Consider the following 17,684-nt stretch of genomic DNA (forward strand, 5'->3'; position numbering starts at 1 on the left):
ACGCTTTGAGAATTTCAAAGCGTTTATTTTTTATCAGCTTGAAGGAAAGCGGCAATTTTATTGATCAGGAACTCATCATTCGGGGCTTTATCCCAATCCAGATGACCGCCGTTGAATTCATACGTTTCGTGCTTAACTTTATTCTGAATCAAGGTAGAATCCAGCTTTTTCATTTGGGATAAAGGAATAACCTGATCTCTGTTCCCATAATAAGAAATGGTAGGTGGAGAGGTTTCACTGATCCAGAAAACAGGATTAGGGATATCCAGATTTGTAATGTCTGTCGGAGTTGGTTTTGAGGAATCAATCATATGTTTTTCAACAAAAGAATAGTCGGAATATTTCCTGAAATCACTGCTGTTTAAATCTGCAGGTCCTACAATATTTACAATTGCCTTTACCTTTGTTCTGTGTTTACCGTCAAAAATTCTGTTGTATCCGTATAACATTGATAAATGTGCGCCGGCACTGTTTCCAAGCAAAATAAATTCAGGTTTGAACTTCATTTCTGCAGATTTTTTAACCAATACATCTAAAGCACTGTCAATGTCATTGGTCTGATTGGGAAGAATAAAAGAATGATCAGTTGCCAGCCTGTAATTCATATTGGCAAAAACATAATCAGGAAACTTCTTCATTATTGAAAGCGCAAAAAACGTCAGATTCGATTTGTCACCGCCTCTCCAGCCTCCTCCATGAATGATCACAAAGATTCCTTTTATTGAATCTCTGTTTTTAGGAGTATAAAGATCCATTTTTTGTTCAGCATTATTTCCGTAGGAAACGTTTTCCTCTAAATCAAAAGAAACATTTTCTCCAAGATTGACGGTTTTTTCTTTACACCCTGTCCAGAGGGAGCATGTTAAAAGAAAGTATAGAAATGTTACAATACTTTTATTCATACTCATAAAGATAGAAAACCCGCCGGAATTTCCGACGGGTCTTACCACAAAAATAATTGAATATGAAGAAAGATGTCTTTATCTTGTTCTGCTCTTGATGGCATCTGATGCGCCCTCTATGTCCCTTACTTTTTTCACTTTCTGATTTCCGAAATTGTAAGTTATACTTAGCGTCATGCCTCTGTTGTATCTGTTCTGGTGGATATAGTTATAGTTTCCGTTGTCCTGGTAATCTTCAATTTCAATGATATTTGTTTTTAAGACATCATTTACATTCAGGGCAAATGTCCAGTCGTTCCAGATTTTTTTAAGGCTCAAATCCAGGCTCATAAGATTTCGCAATACTCCAAGCTCGATCTGCTGCTTGTCTACAAAGAAATAATTAACTCCGGCAAACCATGTTTTCTTTTTATCCAGACGGATGGTGTTGTTGGTTTGGATAACAATGCTCGTTGACCTTCTTTTGTTTTCATAAGTTGGAAAAACATCTCCCGAAGTAGGATCTATACTTAAACTTCCGTTGTTAATATTATGCTGTACGCCAATATTAAAATTGGTCGTCCAGTATTGTTTGAAAAGGGATTTTTGTATTCCTACCATTGCAGACATCTCCTGCTTGTCTCCAAAATTGGTACGGATGTACCTCAATTGAGTGTGGGGATCCATAATGGGCTGTCCATCTGGACCAGGGACAGGATTTCCCTGTGCATCAATCCTCGGTTTCAGAATGTCTCTTTGCAAAGGAACCTGTGTAATCACATCTTTAAAGAAGGAATGATTTAAAATCAGAAAGTATGAATTTTTATACATATACGTAAGTTCCTGGTTGTAAGTGGAAGAGGCTTTTACAAAAGGATTGTTCTGTGTATAATTATCATCAGTCAAAATATTCCTTACCGGGTTTATTTCCCAGAAGCTCGGTCTTCTCATTCTGCTTGAAAATGCATAGGAAATATTGTTTTTATCATTGATGGCATAATTCAGGCTCAGATAAGGTAAAAGGTTGTTGTAGTTTCTCTCAATTCTTTGCAGATCGGCAGTAGGAGCATTATCAGAAGTTCCTAAACTGTGTGTGATTTCATATCTGGTTCCTACTTTTCCCGAAAACTTATCAGAGAACTTTTTTTCAAGTGTCAGATAAACCCCGTAAATACTTTCATCATAGATAAAATGATTCGGTTCAGGTTTTTGTTTTACCAGCTGACCTTTTTTATCGAATTCGTAGGTATAATTTTTAGTATCGTTGTCTGTTTTGGTTTTGTTATAATTTCCTCCCACAGATACAGTGAAATCATTTTTGAACTTTTGAATATAATCGGCCATTCCCGAAAAGTTATTAATAATCTGAGGCAGATCCTGGATCACCTGCTTGCTCGGCAAAGAATAATTTCCGGAAGCATCTGGAAGAAGAGTCCTGTTATCAGTATACTGGAATCTCTTGTAATTCAGATAGGCTGCATTAAGGTTTAACTTACTTCCCAAAGAATCTGTTTTAAGCTCATAGTTCAGATTTAATGAATTGTTATAAGAACGGGCATTCTCGTTATTTTTTGAATTGCTGTAATTAAAAATATAATCTTTGCTGTCTGCATCATAGGAGCGAACGGTATTGTACAGATTTACAGTAGAATTATAGCTTCTGTTGGCCCAGGTATTCCATGTTAGTGCCAGATTGCTGTTTTCTGTAAGCTGATAATCCATGTTGAGGTAACCGCCTAAATTTTTATTCGGATCATTGATGTCTCCTTTAGATTCGTTGGAAGAAAGGCTGTTTCCGTTTCTTAAAGTATAGGTTTGAGTCTCTATATTTTCACCGCCGTTAAGGTTGGCGCTGATTCCCAGTTTATCTTTCCTATAATTTATGGAAAAGGCTGCTGAGCTTGCATTGTATTTATTTTGTGAATTGGCCATCCTCATATTTCCGCTCAAGCCGTCGCTCATTTTTTTCTTTAAAACGATATTGATGATTCCGTCTGAAGATTCCACCTGAAATTCACTTCCGGGAACAGTAATCACTTCTATTTTCTGAATATTTTCAGCCGGTGTATTTTTCAGAAACTGTACCAGAGATTCAGCATCCATATTCGTTTTTCTGCCGTTGATATAGATCAGCGCATTATTTTTTCCTGCGATCTTTAATGTTTTATCATCCGTTGACGACAGAAGCGGAGTCTGCTTCAATAGATCAAAAGTGGTGTTTCCTTTGGCAACCGGAGATGCTGCAACATCATACACAAAACGGTCGCTCTGTTTTTTAAAGACCTGTTTCGTAAGTGTAATGCCTTCTATGGACTTTGTTTTTACCGTGTCGGATTTTTTTTCCTGCGCAAAAACTACGCTTCCTGAGATAGCTGCTGCCAGTATAATGATCTTGTTCATGATTCTTCTATTTAGATGACGTTGTGATAGGGAGTAGTTGTGGTGGTTGTAATTTTTATAAAACTTAAGTTCTTGATTTTATAGCATCGTTGGCCGATTTCATTTCTCTTGCCTTTTTCAGCTTCTGATTTCCGAAGTTGTAGGTCACCCCGATATTCAGGATTCTTGGATATTCGAAATTGACAACATTATTATAGCTTCCGTTAGGCTGTATTCCCTGTATGCTGTTATAGTTTTGGTTAAACAGATCATACACTTCCGCTACAAAGGTCCAGTTGCCCATGATCTTTTTTAAGCTCACATCAAAGCTCTGTCTTACGCCTAATGTTCCGCTTTCAATTTTTACTTTGCTGCCGTAGTAATAATTAACTCCCAGGAACCAGTCTTTATTCGAAGAAAGACGCACCGTATTATTGATATTACCGGATATGTTGAAGTTCTTGAAATTGATTACATAAGGTTCAACAACTTCTGTCTGGCCTGCAACCGGAACCGAGGTAGGATCTTCCGTTACCGAGCCTTTATAGATGTTATATCCCAGGTTCACTGAATAATTGGTTGTCCAGATTTCCTGGAACCAGGATTTGTTCATTCCTAAAGTCAGTCCAAACTGTTTGTTGTCCCCATAGTTCGTTCTTATATATCTTAGAAACCTTTTCGTAACAACTACCGTGTTTCCATTTTCATCCTTTTCAGGCCCGGTTACAGTTCCCTGTAGTGGTATTTGGTTGGAAGCATCTTTTACATAATTGAAGCTCAGGTTGGCAAAAAAAGCATTTTTGTACATATAGCTGAGTTCCTGATTGTAAAATTTAGAAGCCAGTACGAAAGGATTGTTCTGTGTATAATTATTAGGTGTAAAATACGTTCTTGATGGATTCAGTTCCCAAAACCTTGGCCTTCTGATCCTGCTCGAAAAACTATAGGTAAGATTATGATCTGAACTGATGGCATAATTTAAATTAAGATAAGGAAGCAGGTTGTTGTAGTTCCTGTCAAAACTTGTTTTACCAATAATCTCGCCGCTACTTCGGGTCATTTCATAACGGGTTCCTATTTTTCCTGATAATTTTTCGCTTAGCTTTCTTTCATACGTAAGATAGGCACCCAGGATTCTTTCTTTATAAATGAAATGATTGGTCTGATTCACATTATTGATGATCACTCCATTTTCAATATCATCCTGTCTTGTGTCATTATCCGTATTCGTGTGGTTATAGCTTAGTCCCATCAGCCATGTACTGCCTTTAGCCGTTTTTTTCAGATAATCGATGTTCGCGGCATAATTATTAATGATCTGAGGAACCGACTGCTGCAGTGCACTGTATATATTTTTCTTATCAGTATTGAGCGGAAAGCTTTCATTCATACTCATTTTATCCCTGTTGAACCATAAATAAGAAATATTAGAGGTAAGCTTACTTCCGATAGAATCTGTTTTTATTTCATAATTCAGATTGAAAGAATGATTTCTCGTCTGTGCGTTCTCATTATTAACGGTTCTGTTGACAAGTGTGCCGTTTTGCCAGTTCGTCACATCAAGAATTGAATTGAAACTTTTATTGTATCTCATGTTGTAGGTAAACCCTAAACTGTGATTCTTATTGAGCTCATAATCGATATTCAGACTTCCTCCCACATTCTTATTGGGATCATCATTGTATCCCAAAGATTCATTTCTGAAAGTGGAATCCCCGTTAGATAGCGTATATCTTTCTCTGTCAGTCCAGCTTCCCACATTGAAGTTTGAATTCACAGACCATTTGTTTTTTCTGAAATTGAATGAAGCACCTGCAGAAGGATTATTATAATAAGCCTGTTCGTTATTCATCTTCAAGGTTCCGTTGTAGCCGTCATTTTTTTTCTTTTTCATCACAATATTGATCACCCCTTCATTCGATTCTACCTGAAATTCACTTCCGGGAGTTGTGATCACTTCAATTTTCTGAATATCTTCAGATGGAGTTCCCTTCAGCATTTCGATCAGAGCCTCAGCATCCATATTGGATTTTTTATTGTTGATGTAGATCACCACATCAGATTTTCCCATAATCTTAAGAGATTTTCCGTCAATGCTTGAGATCATCGGAGTTTGTTTCAGAAGATTGAATGTATTGGTTCCCTTTGCAATAGGAGAGGAAGCTACATCATATACGAAACGGTCACTTTGTTTTTTGAAAACCTGCTTCTTGATATTGACAGCTTCAATGTTTTTTACTTTCAGGGTATCCTTTGACTGCTGGGCAGCTGCCAGTCCGCTGAAGAATAAGGCGGCAATTAGAATATGAGTTTTCATGGTCATTATTTTTTTTGTGGTTTAATAGCTTGTATCTGTTATTATTTAACATAGCAAAGATATATAATAAAAATAGTATCATGCAATACAAAGTACTTAAAATATTTTTAATATGAATTTAACATGCTGATTTACAGGGTTAAAAATTTTAAATTAAATTTCAGATACTTTTGAGTTTCTACACAATAAGACAACTGTAACAAGAATTTTGTTACAGCAAAACAGAAAATTTATAAAAAAATAATATTATTCCCGGTCGAATCGGGCCAGCTTTTTATCGACCCAAATGGTTGCAAAAGGGAAAAACGCAGCAATTAAAGCGAAGACACTGTCTTCATCATCCCAAATGTATATTTTTCTGATGGCAGGTAGAAAGATGAGGTAAAGTGTAAAGAATAATCCGTGGATGCTACCAATAGTACTAATATATACAATAGGGAAAATACCTTCCGGATCCATGCGAATCCAGGTCATTGCTATGAACAGCAAAAACCACGAAACAGCTTCAGCCAAACAGATTTGCTTAAACCATTTGATGACTTTTTCCTGAGGATATTTTGAGAAAAATTTTTCGATGAAATTCATTACAATTATTTATAGTATATTTTAAAGGACGTTTTTACACCATTGTGTAAAACCTCTCTTTTTGAGAGTACAAAGTTATGAGATTTAATAAATTTACTGATCTCTTTTTCAAAATAAGGGATGAATTTTTCGTTATGATTATTATTAATACGATGCTTAAAACTTTCAAGTTTTAGAATGTATGTTGTTTCATTTAATTCTAAATTTACTTCAGTAAAAGATTGTTCTGTTTGAGCTAAAGTTTTATAACCTGTTGGATAAGTAAAGCTTTTAAAGAAAAGCTTATTAATTAATGAATCTGCAATAGCATCGTTATTTTCATAAATCCAATCAAGATGATCATTGTGCTCAAAAATAATTGCGGGATTTTTATAAATGTATTCTATAAGAGATTTTTGTACAAGATTTTGCATGAAATTTTCACCAAACTTCTGTTCTGTAAAAGTGTTCATGAAAATATTATAACATTTATCAGGAGTATAAATATGGGGTATATCACTACTCATACCCATTCCTCCCCAAATAATATTATGTTTTTCTAAAATAGTTTTAAACTCTTCTTTCGCAGGGAAATCACTTCCGACGGGAGCTATATTATAAAGAAAATATTTATTTTGTATTTTAGAATCAATGCTAGCTCTAAGAGAATCTTGATGACAAAGTTCATTATAGATTTTCATAGATTCTTTAGAAATTCTTATTCGCTCTTCCAAGTTTTTTTGCTTACTGATAGAATCTTCATTAGAGGTAGCTTGCCCCAAAGCAAAAGCTTGGAAAAAGAAAAAAAGTATAAATAAATAGAACTTCATCTTAATTATTTATAAAAACTGCTTCCGTCCAAATATTCAAAGACTTCCGGCGGAAGCATCGGACGTACATTTTTTCCGTCCTTAATCATCTTTCTGATTTCTGTGGCCGAAAGCTCAATGACCGGAGCCTTAATAACAGAAATATTTTCATGCTGAAGATATTCAGAATCTTTCTTTTCCCCTTCGAAAACCCGCGGATACACGATAATATGGTGATTCTTAATCAAAATATCGGAATTTTTCCATTTATGAAGACTGTCCAGATTATCTTCTCCCATAATCAGGCTGAAGGAATAATCAGGATACTTTTCATGAAGATAGGTAAGCGTATCAATAGTATAACTTGGCTTAGGAAGTGAAAACTCTACATTTGAAGCTCTCATTTTAGGATAGCTTTTTACGGCAAGCTGTACCATATCCAGTCTGTTATGATCTTTCAGTAGAGATTTTTTATCTTTAAAAGGGTTCTGTGGACTTACAACAAACCACAGTTCATCCATGTCGGAATTTTCCAGAATATAATTAGCCAGAATTAAATGTCCGATATGGATCGGATTAAAAGAACCAAAAAATAAGCCGATTTTTTTCATAGGTGCCAGGGCCTAGGTTTAAGGGATTAGGGATTAGGGATGGATTGTAATTTTGTAATAATAGCGTTGAGCATTTTTGCTATTTCAGATGTTATTTCACTTAATTTTTGAAAATCTTCAAGCCTTAAGTAATTTAAGTTTCTTGAAATAATGAGCTGCGTCTCCAGCTCTGCACAGCTTCCCCGGGCAATTTTTAAAAATTGGATATAATCCAGGGTTGATCTTCGTGAATGCCCCTCTGCGATATTGGATGGTATAGAAACCGGAGACCGTCGGATCTGGCTGGTAAGAGCATAAATTTCTTCTTTGGGAAAAACTTTGGTGCAGGTATAAATTTCAGTTACAAGATGTACTGATTTTTGCCATACCAATAATTCTTTATAATTCCCCATTAGCCTAATACCTATTTACTGATTCCTAGTCCCTGAATTTTACATCCTTTATATTCAAATAATGGGTTACATTTCCTTTCCAGTGGTTTTCTTCTAAGGTAAAGGCAAGATCAAACTTTTTATTTTTAAAATCTTCCACATATTGCCCAAGCTTAAAGCCTACACATTCTATATTTCTGCCCGTAGATTCCTGCTTAATGTAAAACTTCAGGTGATTGTTGTCTTTGCCCATTGTTTTTACATAACCGGACAGTTTTTGGTCAGTCAGGGTAAGAATAGGTTTCATATTATGAGGACCGAATGGAGCCAGCTTTCTATGGAAATTGATAAATTCTCTATTAATTTCATCCACTTTAATCTCAGAATCAATCGTGATAGAAGGTTCCTGCTGGTGTTCCTGAATCTTTTCAGAAACTATTTTCTCAAATTTTATTTTGAAAGCCTCAAATTTATCCTTTTCCATCGAAAGTCCTGCAGCTGCATGATGCCCGCCGAATTTAAGGAAATATTCAGAGCACATATCAAGTGCCTCATGCACATCAAAATCAGAAACCGATCTCGCAGAAGCCACCATTTCCCCGTTATTGCCGTCAGTAAATACCAGAGTCGGCTTGTAATAAGTCTCAATAAGTCTTGATGCTACAATACCAATCACACCTTTATTCCATTCAGGATGATAAACAATGGTAGAATACTTTGTTTGCTGCTGGGATTCAACAATCTGATTCAACGCAGAAAGCGTGGAATTCATATCAAGCTCCCGTCTTTCGTCATTAAGATCCATAATATCGCTGACGATCTGGTTGGCGTGTTTCAGGTTATCAGAAACCATGAGCTCTACTGCAGCCTTTCCCTGGGAAATTCTTCCTGCAGCATTTATTTTTGGAGCAATTTCAAAAACAATATTTGAAATTTCGAAATGAGAAAGTTTATCTTCAGGAATTAATAATCTTAATCCAAGATTTCTTGTTTTTCTGAGAACTTTTAATCCCATTTTAGCCAAAACCCTGTTTTCTCCGGTCATTGAGACAATATCTGCTGCTATGGAAATAGCCAGAAGATCAGTCAGCTCAAACAATTCGGCTTCAGGGATTTTATAGATGGTATTCAGTCCCTGGCAGAGCTTAAAGCCTACACCACATCCTGAAAGTTCTTTAAAAGGATATCTGCAGTCGTTTCTTTTCGGATCCAGAACAGCTACCGCATTAGGAATCTCTTCACCCGGAAGGTGATGGTCGCAGATAATAAAATCAATACCCTTGTCCTGGGCATATTGTACCATGTCGGTCGCCTTTATCCCGCAGTCTAGAGCAATGATCAGCGAAAAACCGTTTTCTTTGGCAAAATCAATCCCTTCGGTAGAAATTCCGTATCCTTCAGAATTCCTGTCGGGAATATAATAATCTAAATATTTTTTCTCAACAATTTTGCTGAGGTAAAGGTACATCAAAGCAACAGCTGTAGTTCCGTCTACATCGTAATCTCCATAAACCAGTATTTTCTCGCCATTTTCAATTGCAGTTGCGATACGTTCTACGGCTTTCTGCATATCTGCCATTAAAAACGGGCTGTGTATATCGGTGAGGTTGGGTTTAAAGAATTCTCTGGCCTTTTGATAATTGTCAATTCCCCTTAGAACGAGGAGCTTAGATTCAAAAGTACCAAAACCAAGTGACGAACTTAATCTGTCCACAACTTCCTCATCGGGTTCGGGCTTGTAAATCCATTTCTGACTCATTTCACAAAAATAAGGAAAAAAAATAGCATTTTGAAATGATTCAGGTTGAACTTAACTGACCGGTTGTTGAAAAAAATATCTATCTTCGCGGTCCAAATTAAAATAATCATGAAAAAAATTACACTCTGCCTTTTATTCTTAGGCGCTATGAATGCTGTATCGGCACAGAAAATTAATCTTGGAAAAGCTGCAGGCGTTGTTTCTAAAGGAGCAAAAGCCCTTACTTTTACCAATGAAGATGCTGTGAAACTGTCAAAAGAATCTGTTGACTGGATGGACAAGAACAATCCTGTCGCAGGACCTAAAGATCCTTATACAGTAAGACTGAACAAACTTTTCGGCAAACACAAATCTCAGGACGGGCTTGCTTTGAACTATAAAGTTTATAAAGTGAAGGATATTAATGCTTTTGCATGTGCAGACGGAAGCGTTCGGGTATTTTCTTCATTAATGGATATCATGACGGATGATGAATTATTAGCAGTAATCGGGCATGAAATCGGGCACGTAAAGAATCAGGACACCAAAGACGCCATTAAATCTGCTTACCTGAAGGCAGCGGCACTGGATGCGGCATCATCAGCATCAGGAGCTGTAGCAACGTTAAATGATAGTCAGATAGGGCAGATGGCTAATGCTTTTCTGGATGCTTCACACAGCAAAAAACAGGAATCAGAGGCAGATACTTACTCTTATGATTTTATGAAAGCTAATAACTATAACGTAGTAGGGGCGTATTCTGCATTCAAAAAGCTGGCCTTGCTTTCGGAAGGAAGCACTCAGACTGGTTTTCAAAAAATGTTCAACTCTCACCCTGACAGTGAAAAAAGAGCGCAGGCAATTAAGAAGAGAGCTGAGAAGGATGGTTTGTGGAAAGATCCGGGAACGATTGCTATTCCTAAAACGAAGCTGACCAAATAATTAATTCAATCTTCATTTAAAATAAAAATTCCTCAAAGTTATCTTTGAGGAATTTTACTTGTATTCAGTTTTAATGTGTCCTGAAAAATTAAGAATACATTTTTTCTCTGATTTCTTTTACTTTTTTGTCTGCAAGATATTCATCGTAAGTCATTTCTCTGTCAATGATTCCTGATGGGGTCAGTTCAATGATTCGGTTACAAACTGTTTGAAGCATTTCGTGGTCATGAGACGCTAATAAAAGGTTTCCTTTGAAGTTGGACAATGAGTTGTTCAAAGTTGTGATACTTTCAAGATCCAGGTGGTTGGTAGGTTCGTCCAATAATAAAACATTGGCTTTCTGAAGCATCATTCTGCTGAACATGCATCTCATTTTTTCACCTCCTGAAAGTACTTTACAGGATTTTAAAGCTTCATCACCGGAGAAGAGCATTCTTCCCAAGAATCCTCTTACAAATTCTTCATGACGCTCTTCATCATTTTTGGTGAATTGTCTTAACCAGTCAACCAGGCTTAAATCTTCCTGGAAGAAATTAGTGTTATCTAAAGGCATGTGAGACTGGTTTGTGGTAACTCCCCAGGCTACTGTTCCTTTATCTGCCTGAACATTTCCTGCCAGGATCTCAAAAAATTCTGTGATCGCTAAAGAGTTTTTAGACAACACAGCAACTTTATCACCTTTCTTAAGGTTTAAATCAATGTTTGAGAATAAAAGTTCTCCGTCTTTTGTTTTTTCAAGACCTTTTACATCTAGAATCTGATCTCCTGCCTCTCTTTCCATTTCGAAAATAATGGCCGGGTATCTTCTTGAAGAAGGTTTGATATCATCGATGTTCAGTTTATCAATCATTTTCTTTCTGGCTGTAGCCTGTTTTGCCTTTGCAACGTTCGAGCTGAATCTTGCGATGAAGTCCTGAAGTTCTTTCTTCTTTTCTTCTGCTTTCTTATTAGCCTGAGCTCTTTGTCTTGTGGCAAGCTGAGAAGCCTGGTACCAGAAAGTATAGTTACCTGTATAAAGGTTAAGTTTTGCATAATCCAAATCTCCGATGTGCGTACAAACTGTATCCAGGAAGTGACGGTCGTGAGAAACAACGATTACCGTGTTTTCATAATCAGCAAGGAAATCTTCCAACCAAGAGATCGTATCAATGTCAAGGTCATTCGTAGGTTCATCCAGGATCAGTACATCCGGATTTCCAAAAAGAGCCTGAGCCAAAAGAACCTTTACCTTGTCCTTGTTCTCAAGTTCGCTCATCATCTGCCAGTGCATATCATCTTTAATCCCAACATTTGAAAGCATGGTCTGTGCATCAGACTCTGCAGTCCATCCTCCCATTTCATCGTATATTACACCCAGTTCACCTGCTTTGATTCCGTCTTCATCAGAAAAGTCTTCTTTAGCATATAAAGAATCCATTTCTTCTTTTATTTCGTATAATTTCTTATTTCCTCTTAAAACAGCCTCAAGAACAGTAAACTGATCATAAGCAAAGTGATCCTGCTCCAAAACTGACATTCTTTTCCCCGGCTCCAAAGATACATGCCCTGTAGTAGGATCCTGCTTTCCTGTTAATATTTTAAGGAATGTAGATTTCCCCGCACCGTTTGCTCCGATAATCCCGTAGCAGTTTCCTTTGGTAAACATAATATTTACCTCGTCAAAAAGAACTCTTTTCCCGAATTGTAAAGATAAGTTAGATACTGTTAACATATAGTTTTGTAAATTTGGCGCAAAATTACGAAAAGAATTTGGGTATTTCGTAATAATGTAATAGTCAAGTTTTTAAATATGGCGTATTTTTTCTATATTTCACTAACGAAATAAACAGAGGGAAGTCCCGAAGGGGCGATTTAATGAAAGATTGAACGAACCCAATCAGTATAATCACGAATTTTTTATAATGAAGATCGAAAAAACAGTAAGCATATTAAACAGACGAGCCCGTTTTGAGTATGAAATCCTTGAAGAATTTGAAGCAGGGATGGTGCTTACGGGTACGGAAATAAAATCTTTACGCTCATCCAAAGCATCCATTACAGAATCTTTCTGTCAGTTTATTGATGGGGAGTTATACATTATCAATATGATGATTGATGAGTATAAATTGGGAACTTTTTACAATCACAAAACAAAAAGGGAACGGAAATTGCTCTTGCACAAAAAAGAATTGCAGAAACTTGAAAAAAAGTTAAAGGATGCTGGTAACACAATTATACCTCTTAAGCTATATATCACAGACAAGGGTAAAGCAAAGGTGCTCATTGCGCTTGCTAGAGGGAAAAAACTCTTTGATAAAAGGGAGGCGATAAAAGATAGAGAAAATAAACGTAACCTGGACAGAATATTAAAGAAAAGTTAAAAATCATTCAAAAAACTTTGTATATAAAGAAAAATTATATTTATTTTGCATTATCAATTATTTAATCATTTAATTCTATGAAAAATCTAAAATTAGGAATTTCAGCATTGGCGCTTACTGTTGCCTCTACTGTCTTTGCCCAGACTACCAATAATCCGTGGTTAATCGGAGTTGGTGCTCATGCGGAAAACCATAAGGCAGCACAGTCAAAATTCAGTAATACGTTCTCTGCTAATAATTTAACGAAGACGATGTTCAATATGAACAACTTCTCTATTACACCTCCATTATCTAAATTGACAGTTGCTAGAAACATCGGTAAAGGTTTAGTTATCGACTGGCAGACTTCTGTAGGTAATGTAGATAACAAGAGATTTAACATGGGAAAAGAATTTTTCCTAATGACAGGTCTTGGTTTCCAGGCTAAAGCAGCGGGTCTTCTATGGAATGAAGAATCTTGGTTCGATCCATATTTGAGAGTTGGTGCTAACTACCTGAGACATGATTATACTGCTCTTACTTTCCCAAGAAACGATTACAAAGGTGAAGCTGTTTCTAACGGAGATGGTGGTAACGAAAACGGTAAAGCTAACCACTTTACAGTTTCTACAGGTGCTGGTGCTAACTTCTGGGTAACTAAGAACTTCGGTCTTGGTGTTCAGGGTGATTATGTATCAACTCCAGGTGATAAATCTACAGTTGCTAACTTCTGGCAAGCTTCTGCATCAATCTTATTCAGATTTGGTAACAGAGATAGAGATAAGGATGGTATCCTAGATAAAGATGATCTTTGTCCAGATACTCCTGGTTTACCAGAATTCCAAGGATGTCCTGATACTGACGGTGACGGAGTTCCAGATAAAGACGATCAATGTCCAGAAGTAGCTGGTCCAGTTGAAAACAACGGTTGTCCTTGGCCAGATACAGATGGTGACGGTGTTATCGATAAAGATGATGCTTGTCCTACAGTAGCAGGTCCTGCTGAAAACAACGGTTGTCCTTGGCCAGATACTGACAATGACGGAATCTTGGATAAAGATGACGCTTGTCCTACAGTTCCAGGTCTTCCAGAATACAACGGATGTCCTAAGCCTAAGAAACAAACTGCTATTGAAACTACAGAAGCTCTTAAAGGTATCTTCTTTGACTTCAATAAAGCGACTATCAGACCAGAATCTAGCGCTAAACTAGATAATGCTGCTAAAATCATCAAAACTGACGGTGGTAACTACCTAGTTGAAGGTCAAACTGATGCTAAAGGTGCTGCTGAATACAACTTGAAACTTTCTAGACAAAGAGCTGCTTCAGTAGTTTCTGCTTTAGAAGCTAGAGGAGTAGATACTGCAGCTCTTAAATCAATCGGAGTTGGTGAAACTAAAGCTACAGTTTCTGAAAAAGCTTCTGATGCTGAAAGACAAGCTGATAGAAAAGTTATTGTAACTGCTATCGAAGATGCTAACGAGTGGAATGCAATCTCTAAGAAAGATTACGAAGATGCTCCAGTGAAAAAAGCGGTAGCTAAGAAAAAAACTACTAAGAAAAAAGTAGTTAAAAAGAAAAAATAATTAATTTTTCTAAATAATAAATACCTCCAATTTTTTGGGGGTATTTTTTTTTTGTTGACTTTTAGTTAATTTTGTTGAAATTTAAAAATTAAAATGGGAAGAGCATTTGAATATAGAAAAGCTTCTAAAATGGCCAGATGGGATAAAATGGCCAAAACATTCTCTAAGATCGGTAAAGATATTGCACTGGCAGTAAAAGCCGGAGGAACAGATCCTGAAGCCAACCCTGCTTTAAGAAGATGTATCCAGAATGCGAAGGGTGCAAATATGCCCAAAGATAACGTAGAAAGAGCCATCAAAAAAGCGAGTGGTGCTGATGCTGAAAACTACGAAGAAGTTACTTACGAAGGATACGGACAGGGTGGCGTTGCTTTCTTTGTTGAATGCACGACCAACAATACAACCAGAACTGTTGCCAATGTAAGGGCAATTTTCAACAAGTTTGATGGTAACCTGGGTAAGAATGGAGAATTAGCATTTATCTTCGACAGAAAAGGAATTTTCAGTCTGGATCTTGCTCAGATTAAGATGGATTGGGACGATTTTGAAATGGAAATGATTGATGGAGGTGCCGAAGATGTAGAAAAAGATGAGGATGAAGTGATGATTACTACAGCATTTGAAGATTTCGGTTCATTGTCACATAAATTAGACGAATTGGGGATCGAAGCAAAAAGTGCGGAACTTCAGAGAATTCCGAACAATACCAAAGAAGTGAATGAAGAGCAGTTCAAGGCCAATATGAAAATGCTTGAGCGCTTCGAAGATGATGATGATGTGCAGAACGTTTACCATAATATGGAAATCACAGATGATCTGATGAACTCACTGTAAAAATAATATAGCATTCATATACAGTTAACTTTCAATTAGTTTCTTTGTATAAAACTATGAAAAGAAACGTTGAGCTAGTTGTCATATCGGATGTTCATTTGGGAACTTATGGATGTAAGGCTAAAGAACTGTTGCGTTATCTGAATTCTATCCAGCCTAAAACGTTAGTTTTGAATGGTGATATCATTGATATCTGGCAGTTTAAAAAGTCTTACTTCCCTAAACCCCATTTGAAAGTGATCAAAAAGATCCTTTCATTGGCTACTAAAAATACACAGGTCTACTATATTACAGGCAACCATGATGAGATGTTCCGTAAGTTTACCGATTTTGAATTGGGAAAACTAAAGGTTTGTAACAAAATTTGTCTTGATATTGATCAGAAGAAGACCTGGATTTTTCACGGAGATGTTTTTGATGCCTCTGTTCAGCATTCCAAATGGATCGCGAAGCTTGGCGGAAAAGGCTATGATCTCCTGATTGTCATCAATAATATTATCAACTGGTTTTTAGAGAAAATGGGCAGAGAGAAATATTCGTTTTCCAAGAAGATCAAAAATAATGTAAAAAAAGCAGTTAAATATATTGGTGACTTTGAATTGACTGCTTCCGAACTGGCCATTGACAATCATTATGATTATGTGATCTGTGGACATATCCATCAGCCTCAGATCCGTGAAGTCATTACTAAAAAAGGAGCGTGTACTTATCTTAACTCCGGAGACTGGATCGAAAATCTCTCCGCACTTGAATATCATGATAAAGAATGGAAAATATTTTATTATGACGACCATAAAGATTCGCTTAAAGACGACGAAGTAGAAGAAATCCAGGATATGGACAGTTCCGAGCTTCTGAAAATAGTAACTAATTTTTCTTAAATGAAAGTACTGTATGCATTTCAAGGAACAGGGAACGGACATATTGCCAGAGCTCAGGAAATAATTCCCATTCTCAAAAAATATGCTTCAGTTGATACATTGATCAGTGGTCATCAGTCTCAGCTAAAGGCTGATTTTGACGTTAACTTTAAGCATAAGGGCATTTCCCTGCTTTATAACAAAACAGGCGGTTTATCCTATCGCAAAACGTTTACTGAAAATAAATTTCTTGAAGCCGTAAAAACAATCCGGGAACTGGACCTTTCTCAATACGATCTGATCATTAATGATTACGAGCCCCTGACTGGTTGGGCCAGTAAACTGAAGAAGCTTCCAATGATTGAACTGAGTCATCAGGCTTCCATGAGTTTCGCTGAAACACCAAAACCTGAAAAGAAAGATTTTCTGGGTGAACTGATCCTGAAATATTACGTTCCCAGTGAAAGAAAAATAGGTTTTCATTTTGAAAATTACCATCCTCAAATAAAAAAACCGGTAATCAGGCATAAAATTCGGAATCTCAATCCTGACAAAAAAGGATATTATCTTGTTTATCTTCCCAGCTTTGCAGATGAAAATATCATCAGGGTTTTAAAACAGATTCCGGTACAATGGAAAGTATTTTCTAAATACAGCAAAGCACAGGTTAAAATAAAAAATATAGAAGTTTTCCCTATTGATGAAGTTCAGTATCTGAAATACTTTGAAAGCTGCGATGGTATCTTATGTAATGCAGGTTTTGAAACTCCGGCAGAAGCACTTTTCCTGGATAAAAAACTGTTTGTGATTCCTATTCATAACCAATACGAACAGGAATGTAATGCCAGTGCTTTACATCTTATGGGAATCTCTAATTCTAAAGTTCTAAATCTTCAGGAGATTATGGAATGGGTAGCTGCAGATCATCACTTAAAAGTAGATTATCCGGATGATATTGAGGAGATTCTGGTCAATGAAGTTTTAGTTCTTTAAAAAGACATCATCCACATCGCTCATTCTTGTCATTACAGCTCTTGCATAGGAACAGTGAGGGTATACTTTCCAGCTGTTTTCTCTGGCAAATTTTATTGCTTCCTCTACCAGATATTTTCCCATTCCGCGACCTTCAAATTCAGGATGTACCAATACGAAAGAAATTATAAATTTACTTTCTTCCGGGAAAATAGTATACGTAAGTCTTCCGACTTCTTTTATTTCATTGTTCAGCGTTAGAACGCCACCGTTTCCTGATTTGTTATTTTCAAATTTCATAATTCAAATCTTTGTTTTAAAGATGCAAAAATTGCACCGACGAAATATTATGACTGAATGATAAGTAATTGGTAATGGTTGATTGTGAACAGTCAATCGTTAATGTGCTTCGCAGTCAATTTAACCTGTATAAAAACCAATCATATTTTTATCATCAATTCGCCAAATAATTTATTTTCTG

The 17,684-nt window shown here is 36.5% G+C and carries 16 protein-coding genes; 6 read left to right on the forward strand and 10 right to left on the reverse strand.

The features are described from left to right. Positions 1-23: 23 nt before the first annotated feature. The 8 genes from AC4IFE_RS04655 to recJ all read right to left on the reverse strand — a co-directional run bounded on the left by AC4IFE_RS04655 (position 24) and on the right by recJ (position 9,691). Positions 24-902, reverse strand: coding sequence for an alpha/beta hydrolase fold domain-containing protein (locus AC4IFE_RS04655; RefSeq protein ID WP_490755229.1), 879 nt, complete (start codon positions 900-902; stop codon positions 24-26). Positions 903-980: 78 nt separating this feature from the next. After that, positions 981-3,281, reverse strand: coding sequence for a TonB-dependent receptor domain-containing protein (locus tag AC4IFE_RS04660; RefSeq protein WP_490755231.1), 2,301 nt, complete (start codon positions 3,279-3,281; stop codon positions 981-983). A gap of 64 nt (positions 3,282-3,345) precedes the next feature. Beyond that, positions 3,346-5,577, reverse strand: a complete 2,232-nt coding sequence (locus AC4IFE_RS04665) for a TonB-dependent receptor domain-containing protein (protein WP_490755232.1) — start codon at positions 5,575-5,577, stop codon at positions 3,346-3,348. A gap of 246 nt (positions 5,578-5,823) precedes the next feature. After that, a complete protein-coding gene (locus AC4IFE_RS04670; RefSeq protein WP_490755234.1) occupies positions 5,824-6,162 on the reverse strand; it encodes a DUF3817 domain-containing protein in 339 nt (112 codons plus the stop codon). Between the two features lie 5 nt (positions 6,163-6,167). Further along, entirely contained in the window at positions 6,168-6,971 is an 804-nt protein-coding gene (locus AC4IFE_RS04675; protein ID WP_490755235.1) for a hypothetical protein, read from the reverse strand. A gap of 5 nt (positions 6,972-6,976) precedes the next feature. Next, a complete protein-coding gene (nadD, locus tag AC4IFE_RS04680; RefSeq protein WP_490755237.1) occupies positions 6,977-7,561 on the reverse strand; it encodes a nicotinate (nicotinamide) nucleotide adenylyltransferase in 585 nt (194 codons plus the stop codon). Positions 7,562-7,587: 26 nt separating this feature from the next. Then, on the reverse strand, positions 7,588-7,953 hold the full coding sequence (locus AC4IFE_RS04685; protein ID WP_490755239.1) for a four helix bundle protein: 366 nt from the start codon (positions 7,951-7,953) through the stop codon (positions 7,588-7,590). A gap of 25 nt (positions 7,954-7,978) precedes the next feature. After that, on the reverse strand, positions 7,979-9,691 hold the full coding sequence (gene recJ, locus AC4IFE_RS04690; protein ID WP_490755241.1) for a single-stranded-DNA-specific exonuclease RecJ: 1,713 nt from the start codon (positions 9,689-9,691) through the stop codon (positions 7,979-7,981). 108 nt (positions 9,692-9,799) lie between these two features. On the opposite strand from recJ, the gene AC4IFE_RS04695 reads away from it, so the two are divergent. Further along, entirely contained in the window at positions 9,800-10,612 is an 813-nt protein-coding gene (locus tag AC4IFE_RS04695) for a M48 family metallopeptidase (protein WP_436807389.1), read from the forward strand. Between the two features lie 88 nt (positions 10,613-10,700). Here the strand turns inward: AC4IFE_RS04695 and AC4IFE_RS04700 are convergent, their stop codons facing one another. After that, the gene (locus tag AC4IFE_RS04700) at positions 10,701-12,323 is read right to left on the reverse strand and encodes an ABC-F family ATP-binding cassette domain-containing protein (RefSeq protein WP_111957156.1); all 1,623 of its coding nucleotides are present in this window, start codon (positions 12,321-12,323) and stop codon (positions 10,701-10,703) included. 190 nt (positions 12,324-12,513) lie between these two features. Here AC4IFE_RS04700 and smpB point away from each other — a divergent pair, with 190 nt between their 5' ends. From smpB to AC4IFE_RS04725, 5 genes are all read left to right on the forward strand, one after another. Continuing rightward, entirely contained in the window at positions 12,514-12,972 is a 459-nt protein-coding gene (smpB, locus tag AC4IFE_RS04705; RefSeq protein WP_111957158.1) for an SsrA-binding protein SmpB, read from the forward strand. A gap of 77 nt (positions 12,973-13,049) precedes the next feature. After that, positions 13,050-14,537 (forward strand): OmpA family protein, encoded by a 1,488-nt coding sequence (locus AC4IFE_RS04710; protein WP_490755243.1) that lies wholly within the window; start codon positions 13,050-13,052, stop codon positions 14,535-14,537. Positions 14,538-14,630: 93 nt separating this feature from the next. Continuing rightward, on the forward strand, positions 14,631-15,371 hold the full coding sequence (locus tag AC4IFE_RS04715; protein WP_490755244.1) for a YebC/PmpR family DNA-binding transcriptional regulator: 741 nt from the start codon (positions 14,631-14,633) through the stop codon (positions 15,369-15,371). A 56-nt stretch (positions 15,372-15,427) separates the two neighbouring features. Then, entirely contained in the window at positions 15,428-16,252 is an 825-nt protein-coding gene (locus AC4IFE_RS04720; RefSeq protein WP_490755245.1) for a UDP-2,3-diacylglucosamine diphosphatase, read from the forward strand. After that, a complete protein-coding gene (locus AC4IFE_RS04725; protein ID WP_490755246.1) occupies positions 16,253-17,224 on the forward strand; it encodes a glycosyltransferase family protein in 972 nt (323 codons plus the stop codon). Here AC4IFE_RS04725 and AC4IFE_RS04730 read toward each other — a convergent pair. Further along, positions 17,213-17,503 (reverse strand): GNAT family N-acetyltransferase, encoded by a 291-nt coding sequence (locus AC4IFE_RS04730; protein ID WP_490755247.1) that lies wholly within the window; start codon positions 17,501-17,503, stop codon positions 17,213-17,215. The genes AC4IFE_RS04725 and AC4IFE_RS04730 overlap by 12 nt on opposite strands. Positions 17,504-17,684: the final 181 nt, after the last annotated feature.

The sequence above is a fragment of the Chryseobacterium sp. UF-81 genome (assembly GCF_058245105.1).